This is a genomic window from Acinetobacter radioresistens DSM 6976 = NBRC 102413 = CIP 103788 (genome assembly GCF_006757745.1).
Taxonomy (GTDB): domain Bacteria; phylum Pseudomonadota; class Gammaproteobacteria; order Pseudomonadales; family Moraxellaceae; genus Acinetobacter; species Acinetobacter radioresistens.
In genome coordinates this window covers 2,695,381-2,711,518 of sequence record NZ_AP019740.1, presented here as the reverse complement: position 1 = coordinate 2,711,518, position 16,138 = coordinate 2,695,381, and the positions used below count along the sequence as shown (strand labels likewise).

The following is a 16,138-nucleotide window of genomic DNA, read 5'->3' as shown; positions in this document are numbered from 1 at the left end:
TTTCATTTTTATAGGAGAAGTGTAGGCGCTACGGTGCCTCATAGGCGAATGGATAAGCAGATAGTTTTTGAAGACGACGATATCCGGGTAATTTTTTTAAAAGGACATTCTCGTGAACTGGTTTTTTCCTTTGGTGATTTAATTACCAAAGCTAATGGTATGTCAATTAATGCCGAGAAATCTCTTTCTAAATATGACTACAACGTTATTGGGGTCATGCCCAAGCGGAAATCATGGTTTCCGGCAGCCAGTATGCAGGCCATGCTGGAACAGATACAGCCTATTTTAGCGCAGTTCGACTATGTAGTTGGATATGGGGGCTCAATGGGTGGTTATGCTGCGATAAAATATTCTCGCTTGCTTGGCATGAACCGGGTCATTGCTTTTGTTCCGCAATACTCCATTAATCCAGATGAAGTCAATGACCGCCGTTATAGCGAGTTCTTTGATGCTGACCTGAATGCCAACATGCGGATTGAACGCTCTGATATTGCCCCAGATAGTGAGTATATTCTGGTTTATGACCCGTATTTTGAAGCTGATCATGAGCATTATTCAAAAATTCAGCCCCTAATTCAGCAACTGTATACTATTCATTTACCGTTTACCGGCCATGATGCCTTGGCTGTACTGGCCAGCTCGACCCTGCTAAATGACTTTATCTCACATGAATGGGACCAGCAATATTTTTATAAACAGGTGCGTGAGGTTAAAAAGAACAGTAAATTCTATTACCGTAATGTTATTGCCAGGTTCCTGCCAAAACACAGCGCCAAACTTGGAAAAATCCTGAAAAATGGTGAATTCCAGCTCGACGGGCAATATCTGGATGCTCAATTAAAGCAGCTGATTACCCGAACCTTGCTGACCAACAAGCAGGTAAATGAGCAGGACCTGTTGAAGCTGGGTATTAAAGTCAACATGCCCCATGATCAGGAGCAGCGCAGCCTGTTGCAGGACTGCCATCAGGCCTATCTGGTATTTAATTTAATTACACAGAAGCTGGAAAGCTATAGTCAGGATGCAATTAGTCTCAATAACAAGTATCTGATCTCTCTACAGGCGAAAGAAACTGGTCTGCTCAGTGTTGATCTGAACAATGAGCGCTATATGGTGGTAATGAATGACCGCCGTATTATGCGGCTGGTAAAAGAGCAAGATGCACTTTCTCCAGACATGAGTCCGATTGTTCTAAAAAAATATCCGGATTTTTATGTACTCAGTTATAAAAACCTGAACCTGAGCTGTGATGAATATGGCAATTGCCATTTTTCTGTAGAACACGTTCAAAATACAGAGAAATTTGTGGTGATCTAAAGGCCAGCTTAATCTGTTAGCCGGGCTAAGCCTTCATGGTTTAGCCCGGCTTTTTTAGGTCTGTAAATAGCTGGAATTTAAATATGAAAGTTACCTGATCTTACAAACTTGCTTTATTCTGTATGTGGGCTATAGTCGGGATTCAGTAATAGGTTTTTTGTAAATACCTAAATTTAAAGAAAAAAGATAAGGAGTGTAGATGTGAATGTTTATCCATCTTTGCTGTTTAGCTTAATATTTTTATTCCCTGGCTTCGCTCATGCGGGTGCAGTACATACACCGCATCTGGTTTTTGGTCTGGGAGTCATGGTAGTGCTGACTTTCGCGCTGTATGTCTTAAAAGAGGCCTGGCAATTTTATAAAAGCCATCAGCACAAACCAGTGATTAAAAAACGCAAATTGCTGTCACCTGAAATTTAACACTAAAACTGTAGGCTAAGGATCATCTCTTGCACTGCTCTGGAATAAACATGGACGAGCTGTTTAAATAGAGTAGAGTCGCAGGAGATGAATCCAATGAAAGCCGTATTTCTAGACTTTAATTCACTGAACCAAAATGATCTGGAGATCAGCCATCTTCAACAGCAGTTTGACCAGCTGACTTTACATGAAGTTACTGCACCAGATGAAATTCTGGAGCGTGTACAGAATGCCGATGTCATTATTACCAATAAAGTCAGAGTAAATGCCGAACTGATTCGTCAGCTTCCCAAGTTAAAACTGATTCTGATTTCTGCTACCGGCACCAATAATGTAGATCTGAGCGCAGCCCGTGAGCATAACATCGTGGTCTGTAACTGTCAGGGCTATGGCACACCGGCTGTTGCCCAGCATACCTTATTGCTTATGCTGAGTCTGGCGACGTCTTTTTTAAAATATGACCATGCGGTGCGGACTGGTGTATGGAACAAGGCCGAGCAGTTCTGTTTGCTCGACTTCCCGATTGTTGAACTGGCTGGAAAGACTTTAGGAATTGTAGGGTATGGCGAACTTGGACAGGCTGTAGCCCGGCTGGCAGAGGCATTTGGCATGCAGGTCAAGATTGCCTCTTTACCGTGCCGTCCGGGGGGGACTGACCGGATTCCATTAAAGGAGCTGCTGCCGCAAGTTGATTTTCTGAGTCTGCATTGTCCTTTAACCGAACAGACCCAAAACCTGATTGGAGCAGCAGAGCTGCAACAGATGAAACCTACCGCCTTTCTCATTAACTGTGCACGTGGTGGACTGGTGAATGAGACAGCATTGGCCCAAGCCTTAAAAAATGGTGAAATCGCCGGAGCTGCCAGCGATGTACTCACCGTTGAGCCACCTAAACAGGGTAATATTTTACTGAATGAGGATATTCCAAATCTGATTATTACACCGCATTCTGCTTGGGGAAGTGTTCAGGCGCGACAGCGTATGCTAGAGCAGCTTGCTGAAAATACTGAAGCCTTTAAACGAGGCCAGCCTATCCGGCAGGTCAATTAGTAAAGAGTTTTAACCAGCCAGCCCATTCCAAAGCATGGGCGTTGCATAATCCTAATCTCTTAATATTTTGCTCAAATATTGTGTAAGCCTGTTAAGCATTTAAAGAAACGTGTTAGCTCAATATATTTATTTAACCCCACGCAAGTTTAAAGTTCTGTGATTGCATAGCTTGTAGCACCTGAATGGGGTTGTAAGGGCGCTGTAGTTTGGGTAGCTGTCGATGACTGGCTTAGAGGTTGCTGAATAATAGGCGCCGGTTGTTGCGGTGTACCACCCCATGCTTCTCGAGAGCTCTGGATTCTCTGGTTAGCTTGTTGAGCTGCCTGCTGTGTTCCCTGATCCACCTTTTGAATAGTATCTGAGGCAACAGATTTGGTGTTGTTCCAGGCGCGGTCGACATCTGGTTTAATTCTGGCGATACTTTTTTCAGTCACCTTTCCCACTTTCTCCGCAGTATTGATTACGCCTTCTTGTGCTTTATAGGCAAATACATGCAGCAGATTTGGGTTCTCACCATAAGGTGTGACCGGTTTAGTAATCTGTGAAGAGGTCTGAGTAGAATTCGCCTGGGCGAGGAGTGGTACAGCGCCCATAAGAGCGATGAGCAAAAGTATTGGAGTTTTAATATTCATTAAGAATCGACCTCGAATTTGTTAAAGAGCGGTCTGAATGTTTTAGTGTAGCGGATGATGTTTTAAAAACAATGAATATCCTGTGAAGAATCGCTAAAGAAGAATATTGCAGTATCTTATAATTATTTTAATTTAAAAAAGATATAGAGGGTTATACAGCGATTTATGCAGCAACTTCATAGAGGACGCCCTATCTTTTATAAAACAGGGCGAGTTTGCTAGTTACATTGATCTAGCGCTTCTTTGGCAAAATGATCGCGCAGGGTAACAAAGTTCTTTTGAACATTCGCATCATGCAGGTTAAATTTTTCTGCTTTGCTGGTGCCATCACGCTGGAATGTGGCCGAACCGGCATTCATTAATCCCATACCTTTAAATGACCACTGCTCCACAACACGGTTTTCACCAATATCACCTGTAAATTCAATCACGCATTTATCAAGGAATTTGGTCAGTTTTGCCTTATTGTTGGTAGTTGCAGGAACAACTTCAAGATTTTGTACTTCCTGTAAGACGCCAAGATCAAGCTGAGGAATTTTTGGGGCTGAGCTACAGGCTGTAACTGCGATACTCGCAAGACCCGCCAACATGAGTGTTTTAAATGTCATATGATTCTTTCTTGTTGAGTGTTGTTAGTTTGAGTATATGAAATATATAGTGAAATGCCTATAGTCATACATTATCTATTCCAATCTTGAGGACGAATACGGCCTGTTTGATAGTAAATAGAAACAAGTTCTATAAAATTTCTAAAATCAGAATTTTCATTTAATATTCGATTAATGGATTGCCAATCAACCTCTGGTCTACGACGAGCAGGTAATAAAATTTCACTTTCACTTGGATTTTCAGGAATTAGAAGTATTACCCCGATACCGTGGAGGGCAGAAAGCATCCGAAGCTCTTCTTCAACCTCACTCGTAGATATTGATGTTGCGACTAAATATCCTTCATTAGCCCAACTTGAATTACTCACAGCCTGAAAAAAACTACTACGAATATTACTGCTATTTAGTTCCTTCTTGACTTCAAAAGACCATAGACGAACATTTTGACCAGAGCTATGTTTTACACAGGTTCTAATTAATTCATTCCAACGGTCATCTAATGCTTGCATAGCAACAACGTCAGGATGTAGCCATTGATTTCCATTCTGACCACGGGAATTTTTTGAACGTTTCTCATCAATTCTAAGGCAGTTTAGATTAAATTCAGAATTTAAAAACTCAATAAGAATTGGATAAAGATCATGTTCAGATAAATGATCTAATTTAATAATAGGTAAGTGAACTTCAGCATCAATATTTTCAGAATTAAAAATAGTATTAATTTCCCGTGTTAATTCATATGTTGAATTAGGATCAAACCAGAATTGTCTTGGACGAGGTTGATCACGTATATGAATATGCGGCGATACCTTTAAAATACTAGTTTTTGCATTACTACTAATTTCACGAACAATTTATTGTACAAAATCTGAATTTGATTCAAATCGATGATTTAATCTTTTTTGTTAGTAATCTTCAGGAAAAAGCTGAATAATAGCCTCAGCTATTTCACGCGATGTAAATTTTTGATTTGGGTAAGATTTTAAAAATTCTACAACTTTTTGCGATTGTGATAATTTCATTATATTTAAAAAAATAAAAACCCCACTAACTTATAGCGGGGTTCTATAGACTTTTCAACTAATTAAAGCTTAGTGCTGCAACACCGAAATATCAGCTACTTTGGTAAACAAGTCACGCAGCTGAGCTAGCAAACGTAAACGGTTTGCTTTTAGCTCGCTATCATCAGCCATGACCATTACGCCGTCAAAGAACGCATCGACTGGCGCACGAAGAGCAGCAAGTGCAGACAACGCAGCAGTGTAGTCTTTGGCAGCAAATAATGGCTCAACCACAGGCGTAATTTTCGCAAGTTCAGCGAACAATGCTTTTTCGGCATCTTCAATCAGGCTCGCTTCAACTACTAAACCTTCAGGTGCAGCTTCTTTCGCCAGAATATTGGCTACACGTTTATTGGCAGCAGCAAGCGCAGCAGCTTCAGGCAAATTGCGGAAATGGTTAACGGCATTAACACGCTTGTCAAAGTCAAGCGGAGAAGCAGGTGACATCGCCTGGACTGCCTGAATGACATCTACCTGAACACCTTGGTCTTCATATTTGGCCCGGTAACGGCCTTCAAGGAAGGCAACTGCATCACTACGGGTTTTATTCGGATCAGTAATCAGCGCGCCATAGGCATGCAGGGCAGAGTTCACCAGTGTTTCAATCGTTACATCAAGATTATTTTCAATAATCAGACGCAAGATACCAATTGCCGAACGGCGAAGTGCAAACGGGTCCTTTGAACCTGTAGGAGCCTGCCCAATCCCAAAAATACCTACCAGTGTATCCAGACGGTCGGCCAGTGCAATCGTAGTGCCAGTTTTGGTTTTTGGTAAAACATCACCTGCAAATTTTGGCAGATACTGCTCGCCAAGCGCTTCAGCGACTTCATCATTTTCACCCTCAAGTCGGGCATAGTATGTCCCTGCAATCCCTTGAAGCTCAGGGAATTCACCTACCAGCTCAGAAGTCAGGTCGCATTTAGACAGCATGGCGGCTCTTTCAGCATCGGCAACCTGTGCACCTGTAAACTTGGTCAGTTCCACAGCCAGCATTGCGATACGTACAGTCTTGTCCCATAAGGTGCCAAGCTGTGCCTGAAATACCATGTTAGCCAGTTTTTCTGAACGTGAAGCCAGCGGCTGTTTCTGATCCTGCAAAAAGAAGAACTCAGCATCTGACAGACGTGGGCGAACAACTTTTTCATTACCTTCAATAATCTGCTTCGGGTCTTTTGACTCAATATTCGATACGGTAATAAAATAAGGCTGAAGCTTGTGGTCGCTGTTGACCAGACAGAAGTATTTCTGGTTATCCTGCATGGTCGTGATTAGTGCTTCTTGTGGAACGGCAAGAAAACGCTCTTCAAAGCTGGCACGCAGAGCCACCGGCCATTCTACCAGTGAAGTTACTTCATCACGCAAGTCAGCCGGTACAATGGCAATTGCATTAACTTCATCAGCGAGAGCTTTTACCTGCTGGTCAATAATGGCTTGACGTTCTTCAAATGAAGCTACGACTTTAGCTGCACGCAGTGCATCCAGGTAGGCATCAGCATTTGCAAGTGTAATTGCGTCTGGTGCATGGAACCGGTGACCATAGGTTACATTAGCGGCTGTATGGTCCTGAATAGTAGCATCAATGACCTGATCATCTTTTAGTAATACTACCCATTTGACTGGCCGTACAAATTCAGTACGGCTGGCTGCTGAGCGCATACGTTTTGCCACAGGCAGATGATCTAAAGCAGTTTGCAGGATTTGTGGCAGTAATACATCCAGACTCTGACCTTTTACATCTTTTAAGTAGCAGACCTTTTCAACTTTACCTGCCTGGAATGTTGATACTTGATCAATACTGATACCCTGACCACGCATAAAGCCTTCTAAAGCTTTGGTTGGTTTGCCTTCAGCGTCATAAGCCGCTTGAACCGCAGGACCATCAAAACGCTTCTGTGTATCTGCTTGTGCACCATCGACATTCACAATTTTAAGGGCTAAACGACGTGGGGCAGCATAAGCTTCGATTGAATCAAAGGCTAGACCAGCATCTTTTAAACCTTTCACTGTTTCTGCCTGTAAGGCATCTCGTAGGGTTTTCAGGCTTTTTGGAGGAAGTTCTTCACAGCCAAGTTCAAATAAAACTGTATGTTTAGACATTATTTGTTCTCCGCTGATTTTTCTGCCTGAGCAGCATCATTTTCCGCTTGAGCTTTAAGCTGGGCCAAGACTTCATCACGCAGATGAGGCTCGGCCATCGGGAAGCCTAGTTTGGCACGGGCCTGTACATAACTTTGTGCAATGGCACGGGCCAGTGTACGTACACGCAAAATATAGCGCTGACGTTCAGTCACAGAAATCGCACCACGTGCATCAAGCAGGTTAAAGCTATGTGAAGCTTTGATCACCTGTTCGTATGCCGGTAGTGGAAGTTCTGCTTCCATTAAACGGCTGGCTTCAGTTTCGTAAAAATCAAATAGTTCAAATAGTTTTTCAACTGGCGCATATTCGAAGTTATAAGTAGACTGTTCTACTTCATTCTGGTGAAACACATCGCCGTAAGTGACCGTACCAAACTGGCCTTTGGTCCAGACCAGATCATAAACCGAGTCTACACCTTGCAGGTACATGGCCAGACGCTCAAGACCGTAAGTAATTTCACCTGTAACCGGATAGCACTCTACGCCACCAACCTGCTGGAAATAGGTAAACTGTGTCACTTCCATACCGTTCAGCCAGACTTCCCAGCCCAAGCCCCAAGCGCCAAGTGTTGGAGATTCCCAGTTGTCTTCTACAAAACGGATATCATGTGTTAGCGTATCAATACCAATAGCTTTTAATGAATCCAGATAAAGCTGCTGGATATTATCCGGATTAGGCTTCAGCACTACCTGGAATTGGTAATAATGCTGTAGACGGTTTGGATTCTCACCGTAACGTCCATCTTTAGGACGGCGTGATGGCTGGACATAAGCCGCATTCCAGGTTTCAGGGCCTAATGCACGCAGAAAAGTCGCAGTGTGGAAAGTACCTGCACCCATTTCCATGTCGTAAGGTTGTAATACGACGCAGCCTTGCTCGGCCCAGTAATTTTGTAAGGCAAGAATTAAGCCTTGAAATGTATCAATATGTGATATGGCGCGACTCATGTAGCATCCACTAGAATATGAGAAAAAATTGTCCCTAAGTATAGGGAATTTGCAGGGGAGTGGCAAAGAATTCTATTTAAGAGTGCGAATCATGAGTTAAAGCAGAATTTTCAAGTCAGACTAGGCTTATTATTAAAATCAGTTCAGCTTTTTTGTACAGATAAAATTCCACCAAGCAGATATTTAAACCTGGATTCTAGAAAATAAACCAGCATAAAACCTGATTCAGCTATAGCGAAATTCCTGTCCTTCAACTATTCATCAGTAGGTTTTTAACTTGTTAAAATGTGCAATTGCTGGGGCAGGTTGTGAATCAAAATATTTAAGTAGCAACCAGTAAAAGAATCCGGTCAATAAAGCCATCATATAATAGCCACCGCTCAAATAAAGTTCCCAGCCCATTGAAATATTATGATTGAGTATGAGCTGCAATAAAGTCAGCATAATTAACCATACACTTATAGAGCCGACTAAAATAATTCCCAGATTTAGATGAAATTTGAGCTGTATAAGCTGAGATAAGCCGTAAGCAAACGGTAATGCCAAAATACAGTAAACTGCATAAATCATGACAGCTACAAACAGAATACTGACTACAGAGGATAACTGGCCTGCACCATTGGCGGCTGCCGAGAAAATTAAAATCACCAACAGGCTTGGTATCGGTGCCAGAAGCAAAGAGCGTATTAAAGCTGTATTGCTATAGATTTTATTGTTCATATCATCCAGTCTTGATTAATCCCTGATCAATTATGAGTAAATAACAGAGCCAAGTAAGTATAAAGCCGAGAAAAGTTAAGTAACGCTAAGAAGCGTTGTGACTGCTTTACAAAAAAACCAATATTGTAAAGATATAAAATCAATGCACCTTAATAAGGCTTAGGCGTATACTCGCCCTGTTTTTTATCTAACAAGAACAGGTTGTGCAGTGAGTAATTCACAGTTTTGGCTAGACACCCTTAAACCTAATTTTAAAACGCTGCCTTTAAAAGAGCGCTTACTCTGTGGTTGTGGCGCTCTGCTGGGACTGGCGATTTCATCAATTATTAGCTGGTATACACTGGGCGGAATCAATGCCTGGTATATTGCACCCATGGGTGCTTCCTCGGTTTTATTATTTGCAGTGCCGGCCAGTCCACTGGCGCAGCCCTGGAACATGGTGGTGGGCAATACCATTGCCGGATTAATTGGTGTCAGTTGTGCTTTATGGATTCCTGATCTTACTTCTGCGTTTAGCTTGGCCGTTGGTCTGTCTATTTTCTTGATGATGACTACAGATTCATTACATCCGCCTAGCGGAGCTGTAGCAATTACGGCAGTTTTAGGTGGCGAGGGTGTACATCATCTGGGTTATCAATTTTTATTTTATCCCGTATTACTAAATTCGGTTTTATTGCTGGGTTTTGCTATTTTTTTTAATCGTCTGCTAGGGCGGCATTATCCTTATCCACGGCAGGTAAATGAGCGTTCCAAAGACCCGACGCCTACCCAGAAGGTGACCATTCAGCCACAGGATATCCAGCAGGCACTTGAGCATCAGACCGAGCTTCTTGATATCAGTCAGTATGACTTGGAAAAAATTATTCTAGAAGCCCAAGAACGGGCAAATGAACGTATAGTTTTACACTATCACTGTCGTGATATTATGAGCCGTGACGTCATTGTGCTGCATGAAAACGATGATATTCATAAAGCCTTAGACAAGTTCAAGCAGGTCAATTTAATGAGTCTGCCCGTAGTGAATGCCTCAGAGCATTTGGTGGGTACACTTGCGTTATATGATGTGGTCGAGTGGTTTAAGCGCGGTGCAGATTACCGGGCATCATGGGAGTATCTGGTAAAACAGATTATGAACCGTAAGGTGGTGACAGTTCACCCTGAACAGCCAATTCAAGATTTGGCGCCCTATTTTGTAGAAAAATCTTTTAACTATATACCTGTAGTTGAAGCAGAACAGCTAATTGGAATCATTAGCCGGGCAGATATGATTGCAGCCATGCAGCAAGAAATTCTGCATTTGCGCCAGAAACCATAATTTATAGATAGATAAATAAAAAGGCTACGGCTGTCTAGGGGCACAACCGTAGCGACCAAACCACTTAGAGAGGAGAGCGATTTAGCGTTTTACTTTATGTTCATCATAAACAGTACGTACTGGCTGCTGATAATTTCGTGGCGGTGCATCCAGACGATAATCACGTTTAGGCATCAATAGCCATAAAATCAGATAAACCAGAATTCCAGGAAAAGCTGCACTCATAATCGAGATCAAGACAAAAATGATGCGCAGCAGATTGGCATTCCAGCCAAAACGTTCTGCAATACCGCCCATTACGCCGGCAATCATGTTTTGTCGGTTAGAACGATATAAGCCAGAATCTGACATCGAAGTCTCCTCGCTGTAAAAAATAAATCTGATAACGAAAAAATCATTACCCCCGATATTTATATAGTGATGAATGAATACCTTTTAAAGACGTATGTTCAGTAACTTGGTTAAGTTATGTAAGCAGGAGTTCAAATTTCTATAATTTGACCACTAAAATACCCTTAAAGTTATTTCCAACTCAGGAAGTCGACTTTATTTTTATTGGTATGCCTTCTCTACTCTTTTGAGTATTTAATTTAACTTGAGCGACAATGGTATTGAAACGCCTGATTTTAATGATAAAAGTGTATTGAAAATACATTTATTGGCCTGTATAAGCCGAATGTCGTCGGACCAACAAGTGAGTGATGAATAGAAAAATGCCTGTTCTAGCCAGAGTCTGTACCATTGTGTTATTAGGCGCATTGATGGGTGGCTGTGATCTCTCGCAGTCAGAAACACGGGAAAGCTCACCTCTAAGTCAGGGTCAGCTCCCTTCTTTGAATAATATAAATTATACTGATGAAAGTTTGGTGACAGGCCGAAAACTGACTGAGGTTGCAGGCCGTGCGTCTTTGCCAGTACTGCAAAATGAGCAGAATGAAGAAGTACGCAGTACAAATTTACAGTATGCAGGACGTTACTATACGCAGGTTCCCTGTCAGGATGCTTTTGTAAATTGTGGCAAAGGAAGGGCAGAATATATTTTAAATTTGCTGCCTGACGGCAGTGCCCACCGTATGATCGCTACATTTGGCCGGGTGCAACCTGGCGTAGACAGGCCTGATACAGCGCAACGCCGTTTTTATCGCAGAGATCATTGGTCTGTTGATCAGGCTAAGAATGAAATTATTGTGCACCTCGCTGAGGGGGTTAATTTTTATTATCGTGTTGATCCCAAGCAGAATCTGGTCATGAATCTCTATAAGACCTTGCATGCTAATGATCAGCGGGTAATACAGACTTTTATACAGCAGCATCCATTACCTGAACAGCCCTATAAACTGGTCAAAGATGCAGTAGAGTTTTAAGACTTGGAATAATTTAGAATCAATAATAGTCTGAAGTTAAAAAGAGCGCCTAAGCGCTCTTTTTAAAGAATAACTTATATTGAAATGATGAGCTTAGTAGTCAAAGCTGAAATGTTCAGCTGCCAGAGAAGTCATGGTGCGTGAAGGATTCACCATAGCTTCAGCATGACCTTGTGCACGTGGCAGCATACGCTCGAAATAGAAGTCTGCAACCTTGATTTTAGCTTTATAGAATTCAGGAGTTTCTTTACCTTCACCCGATTCAAGTTTTTCTGAAGCCACTGCAGCCTGCTGGGCCCAGAAATAAGCCATCATGGCGTATCCAGAGAACATGAGATAATCAAAAGAGGCACTTGAAACAATATCCCGGTCTTTACGTGCAGCCAGCATGATACGTACAGTAAGAGCATTCCACTGAGCACAGATTTTAGTCAGGTCCCAGGCAAAACGGCGCATATATTTGTTGCGTGCATGACGGCCACTGAATTTTAAAATTTCAGCGGTATAATCACGAACGACTTTACCTTTAGAAGACAGCAAAACTTTACGGCCAATCAAATCCAGTGCTTGCACACCGGTTGTACCTTCATACAAGGTGGCAATCCGTGCATCACGAACGATCTGCTCCATGCCCCATTCTTTGATATAACCATGACCACCAAAGACCTGCATACCATGGTTAGCTGCTTCAAGACCAAGTTCGGTCAGAAAGCCTTTTAAAATAGGCGTATAAAAACCGAGTTTATCATCGTATTCTTCATATTCAGCATTGTCACCACGGGTAAGGGCATCTGTCATTTTATCGGCAAGCTGTGCAGCATGATAAATCATGGCACGGCCACCTTCGGCAATAGCTTTTTGTGTTAGTAGCATACGGCGTACATCAGCATGATGAATAATCGCATCAGCAACTTTTTCCGGATCTTTTTTACCGGACAGGGCACGCATTGACATGCGCTCTTTGGCATAAGGCAGTGCGCCTTGGAATGAAAGTTCAGCATGTGCAATACCCTGAACCGCTGTCCCGATCCGGGCAGTATTCATAAAGGTAAACATGGCATGCAGCCCTTTATTTTGTTCACCAATCAGATAACCGGTAGCATTATCAAAGTTGAGTACTGCTGTTGCAGAGGCCTTGATACCCATCTTGTGCTCAATTGAACCGCAGTTCACTGCATTGCGCTCACCGACATTTCCTTCAGCAGTTGGGAGGAACTTCGGTACGATGAACAGTGAAATACCTTTTGTACCCGCAGGTGCATCTGGCAGACGAGCAAGCACGATGTGTACAATATTTTCAGTCAGGTCATGTTCACCCGCAGAAATAAAGATTTTGGTACCGGTTATTTTATAGGTACCATCAGCCTGAGGTTCAGCTTTAGTCTTTAATTGACCCAGATCAGTACCGCATTGGGGCTCAGTCAAACACATGGTCCCTGACCAGGTACCTGCAACCAGAGGTGGCATATAAATATCTTTCTGCTCTTCAGTCCCGAATTGCAAAATAGTATTCATGCAACCCATGCTTAAACCTGGATACATGGTAAACGCCCAGTTGGCTGTGCCCATCATTTCCGACTTGATCAGATTGAGTGACATAGGGAGACCCTGTCCACCATACTGCTCCGGATAAGACAATCCCTGCCAGCCGCTTTGTACAAACTGGTCATATGCTTCTTTATAGCCTTTAGGGGTAGTGACTTCACCGTTGTTCCAGTGACAGCCTTCATCATCGCCGGTTTGATACAGGGGGGAAATTACATTTTCACAGTAATCTGCTGCACCTTCTAGAATCATATCGACGGTATCACTATCAGCCAGTTCACCATTGGATAAAGTCTGGTAATGGGCTGGATAATCAAAAACTTCATTCATCAAGAAGCGTGTATCACGAAGGGGAGCTTTATATGCTGGCATGGGTCTTAATCCTAATCTAGAAATTGTTTTGGATTATCTGGTGTATGTATTCAATTATTCATAAATTCTATAAAAATACATTGATATGACAGCAAAATTAAAATGTCAGAAAAGCTAATCTAAGCACAATTGCCAATCTTAAAAGGACTTGAGCTTGTTAAAATAAGCCGGATTATCTGTACAGATTAATTTGCAGTTTTTTTAGTTTAAATTATAAATAAATAAGGTGTTTAGAAAAACCTCATGAAATTACAATATTTAACCTTGTGCCTGTTAGGTTTAAGTCTGGGGGCGTGTACACAGCATGTCATTAAAACCAGTCCAGATGCTGCTAAAAGTGCTGGACAGCGCGCGATACATGGTCTTAATTCCATGCTTGAAACCTCGAGCTATGATTATCGTGGCCAGTTCTTAGTAAAAGCATCTGCGTTACAAGATATAACTAAAACTCAGGAGGAACAGAAGAAATCGGATCGGTTCGACCACACATTGCAAAAGCAGATTGACCAGTTTTTAAAGAAACAGCATATTTCTCTTACAACACAACAAAAGCAGCAACTTTATCAGGCAATGTATAAGGACGCTGATCGTTATAGAGCAGCGAGTACAGCTTCCGGGCGCCAGTTTGATGTTTGGGCGTTAAATCTGCTGAGTAATATTCAGTTTGATTATGCTGGTTCGGTACATTATCGCCAGAAACTGGCGTCTCTTAATCTAACGGCAACCTATAAAAAACCGACTCTGCTGGTACAAGCCAAAATTCCAATGGTCGTGGACTTTAAAGACTATAAGTTCTATAGCAATTATTTTGCGCTTATGCCTTATCTGGTCAATCAAGACAGTCAGAGCAGCTTTGCCTATATTGACTTTTCCAAATATAAAAGTGATATCAATAAAGTAAACCTGCAAGAGCTGGCTGAGTACATTAAGCAGATGAATGCAGTCGCTTACTTGCTAGCAGAGCCGCAACAGATACATTCGCTCGCTCTAACGGCTCAAGACCGTCAACAAGGCCTGGTTGAGAAAGTCCGGTTAGATACCACTCTTGAAGCTATTTCTTTACAATCAAGTCTGTTTAGTCAGCTCAACAAAGGGTACTTATCTCATACCGTCTTAGGTATGCCAGTACAGTCTAAAGACAATCAAATAGCAACCGATGCTGCTAGAGAAAAGGATGACTTTTCACACAAGGTAGAACTGGATGTTTTATCTTCTGAAATAGGTGGTAGCGCCGAAACAGAAGCTTACCAGTCACGTGTATTATTAACCCAGTTGGTTAATGAGCACTTGAACCAGTTACAACATCCTGATATGGCAACAGACAGTGCTGTTGAAACCAGTTGTATAACGGACAGCCACAAGAACTGCAGAGATGCAGCCCAACTGACAGAAGATTCTGGACGTTTAGATACTGCTAAAGAGCAGACGTATACAGCGGCTGAAGAGGAAGCGAGCGGTTACCTAACCAAAGAGGAATGTCAAGCATTGCTTCAACAGCCTCAGCAGGTTGCTATGGGGCAGCTGAATGCTTGTCGAAATGAGTATGGTTTAGATGTTTTTCAAAAAAATGTAAAAGATAAGGGAACACTTTATAGTCTCAATGAAGCTTTGCTGAATTTACAGAAGGTATTTACCCCTTATGAAAAACGGCAGTTGACTACAGCTGAGGAATTTACCGGTTTATGGAAGAATCACCAATCCGATATACAGCAGGCAATGAGGGGGCTTCATCGGCAGACACCGTTACAGGTGGATGTTGGACTAGACCAGCAGGGCCGGGTAGTACAGATTAAATATGGCTTGCAGTACACAACACAAAAATATGGTGTACTGGATGTAAAAGCTGACATGGATATTTTAAATTATGGTAATGCTACCAAAATTGACCGTGCCCAGTTGCGTAATGCCAAGTCGATTGAGGAAGTCAGTAAAGGCTCAATGTTTGAAAACCTGATTAAAGGAGTGGGGCGCTCTATGGGTGAAGATGAGTCATCCAGAACCAATACTCATAATGAAATGCCTGATTTTGAGCAGCAGGTACATAAGCTGGCAGAAAAGACTTACGCCCGTACTCATTCTTACCAGCAAACTTATCAGACTGTTTTCCTGATGGAACTGGCAGTTCAACAGCCAGAACTGCTGAAGAATTACAGTCCGCAGGCATTACAAGAAATTTCTCAGGTTTATGCGTATCGTTATCAGGACGTTGATCAGAACACACCAGATACACAAGAACTGGCAAAAATTAAAATCTTGCAGGAAAAACATCAGCTCAAGGAAAGTATCCAGTTTGATGAGGTCTTGGGTAAAAGCGTAGACAAAATGGTCTCGGAAGTGATTGCAGGTGCTGAAGACCGTCAAAACTGGAACAAGCTGGCAACCCAGTACAAACAGCCCCAAGCTCTCTTTATTCAGTATTATATACAGCGTTTTAATGAGGAATATGAAGTTGAGCCAGCTAGCCGTCCCTTTCTGAAAGCAGCCGCAACAGTACTGGCGCGTGCATATAAAGACACTACCCAGAATAATCTTTCGGTAAGAAGTATTCAGCAGCTGACTTTAGATCAGGCCGATTATATTGACTTCGATTTATACCAAGAGACTTATCAAAAATTAAAGCAGCATGTTAAATAAGGCAGTTTAAT

14 protein-coding genes are annotated in these 16,138 nt (G+C 42.2%); 6 read left to right on the top strand and 8 right to left on the bottom strand.

The window, feature by feature from the left end; translation table 11 throughout:
* Positions 1 to 48 precede the first annotated feature (48 nt).
* The 3 genes from ACRAD_RS12800 (at position 49) to ACRAD_RS12790 (ending at position 2,787) form a co-directional block, all read left to right on the top strand.
* On the top strand, positions 49 to 1,317 hold the full coding sequence (locus ACRAD_RS12800) for a hypothetical protein (RefSeq protein ID WP_005024351.1): 1,269 nt from the start codon (positions 49 to 51) through the stop codon (positions 1,315 to 1,317).
* Between the two features lie 201 nt (positions 1,318 to 1,518).
* Positions 1,519 to 1,737: a hypothetical protein gene (locus ACRAD_RS12795; RefSeq protein ID WP_005024353.1), complete on the top strand. Its 219-nt coding sequence runs from the start codon at positions 1,519 to 1,521 to the stop codon at positions 1,735 to 1,737.
* A gap of 96 nt (positions 1,738 to 1,833) precedes the next feature.
* A complete protein-coding gene (locus tag ACRAD_RS12790; protein ID WP_005024355.1) occupies positions 1,834 to 2,787 on the top strand; it encodes a 2-hydroxyacid dehydrogenase in 954 nt (317 codons plus the stop codon).
* 146 nt (positions 2,788 to 2,933) lie between these two features.
* On the opposite strand, the gene ACRAD_RS12785 is transcribed toward ACRAD_RS12790, so the two are convergent.
* The 6 genes from ACRAD_RS12785 to ACRAD_RS12760 all read right to left on the bottom strand — a co-directional run bounded on the left by ACRAD_RS12785 (position 2,934) and on the right by ACRAD_RS12760 (position 8,897).
* Complete coding sequence (locus ACRAD_RS12785; RefSeq protein WP_005024357.1) at positions 2,934 to 3,419, bottom strand: hypothetical protein; 486 nt, start codon at positions 3,417 to 3,419, stop codon at positions 2,934 to 2,936.
* A 218-nt stretch (positions 3,420 to 3,637) separates the two neighbouring features.
* Entirely contained in the window at positions 3,638 to 4,027 is a 390-nt protein-coding gene (locus ACRAD_RS12780) for a hypothetical protein (protein WP_005024359.1), read from the bottom strand.
* A gap of 71 nt (positions 4,028 to 4,098) precedes the next feature.
* Positions 4,099 to 4,536, bottom strand: a complete 438-nt coding sequence (locus ACRAD_RS16710; RefSeq protein ID WP_005024361.1) for a hypothetical protein — start codon at positions 4,534 to 4,536, stop codon at positions 4,099 to 4,101.
* Positions 4,537 to 5,118: 582 nt separating this feature from the next.
* Positions 5,119 to 7,188 carry a glycine--tRNA ligase subunit beta gene (gene glyS, locus ACRAD_RS12770; protein WP_005024372.1) on the bottom strand — a complete coding sequence of 690 codons (2,070 nt, stop codon included), beginning with the start codon at positions 7,186 to 7,188 and terminating at the stop codon, positions 5,119 to 5,121.
* Entirely contained in the window at positions 7,188 to 8,177 is a 990-nt protein-coding gene (glyQ, locus tag ACRAD_RS12765; protein WP_005018241.1) for a glycine--tRNA ligase subunit alpha, read from the bottom strand. The genes glyS and glyQ overlap by 1 nt, the downstream gene beginning before the upstream one ends.
* Before the next feature lie 261 nt (positions 8,178 to 8,438).
* Positions 8,439 to 8,897 (bottom strand): hypothetical protein, encoded by a 459-nt coding sequence (locus ACRAD_RS12760; protein WP_005018242.1) that lies wholly within the window; start codon positions 8,895 to 8,897, stop codon positions 8,439 to 8,441.
* Between the two features lie 208 nt (positions 8,898 to 9,105).
* On the opposite strand from ACRAD_RS12760, the gene ACRAD_RS12755 reads away from it, so the two are divergent.
* Entirely contained in the window at positions 9,106 to 10,212 is a 1,107-nt protein-coding gene (locus tag ACRAD_RS12755) for an HPP family protein (protein WP_005018243.1), read from the top strand.
* An 81-nt stretch (positions 10,213 to 10,293) separates the two neighbouring features.
* On the opposite strand, the gene ACRAD_RS12750 is transcribed toward ACRAD_RS12755, so the two are convergent.
* The gene (locus tag ACRAD_RS12750) at positions 10,294 to 10,563 is read right to left on the bottom strand and encodes a PspC domain-containing protein (protein ID WP_005018251.1); all 270 of its coding nucleotides are present in this window, start codon (positions 10,561 to 10,563) and stop codon (positions 10,294 to 10,296) included.
* 350 nt (positions 10,564 to 10,913) lie between these two features.
* On the opposite strand from ACRAD_RS12750, the gene ACRAD_RS12745 reads away from it, so the two are divergent.
* Positions 10,914 to 11,576: a hypothetical protein gene (locus ACRAD_RS12745; protein ID WP_227548690.1), complete on the top strand. Its 663-nt coding sequence runs from the start codon at positions 10,914 to 10,916 to the stop codon at positions 11,574 to 11,576.
* Positions 11,577 to 11,669: 93 nt separating this feature from the next.
* On the opposite strand, the gene ACRAD_RS12740 is transcribed toward ACRAD_RS12745, so the two are convergent.
* Positions 11,670 to 13,493, bottom strand: a complete 1,824-nt coding sequence (locus ACRAD_RS12740; RefSeq protein ID WP_005024380.1) for an acyl-CoA dehydrogenase C-terminal domain-containing protein — start codon at positions 13,491 to 13,493, stop codon at positions 11,670 to 11,672.
* Positions 13,494 to 13,736: 243 nt separating this feature from the next.
* On the opposite strand from ACRAD_RS12740, the gene ACRAD_RS12735 reads away from it, so the two are divergent.
* Positions 13,737 to 16,127 (top strand): hypothetical protein, encoded by a 2,391-nt coding sequence (locus ACRAD_RS12735; RefSeq protein WP_005024382.1) that lies wholly within the window; start codon positions 13,737 to 13,739, stop codon positions 16,125 to 16,127.
* The last annotated feature ends 11 nt before the right edge of the window (positions 16,128 to 16,138 follow it).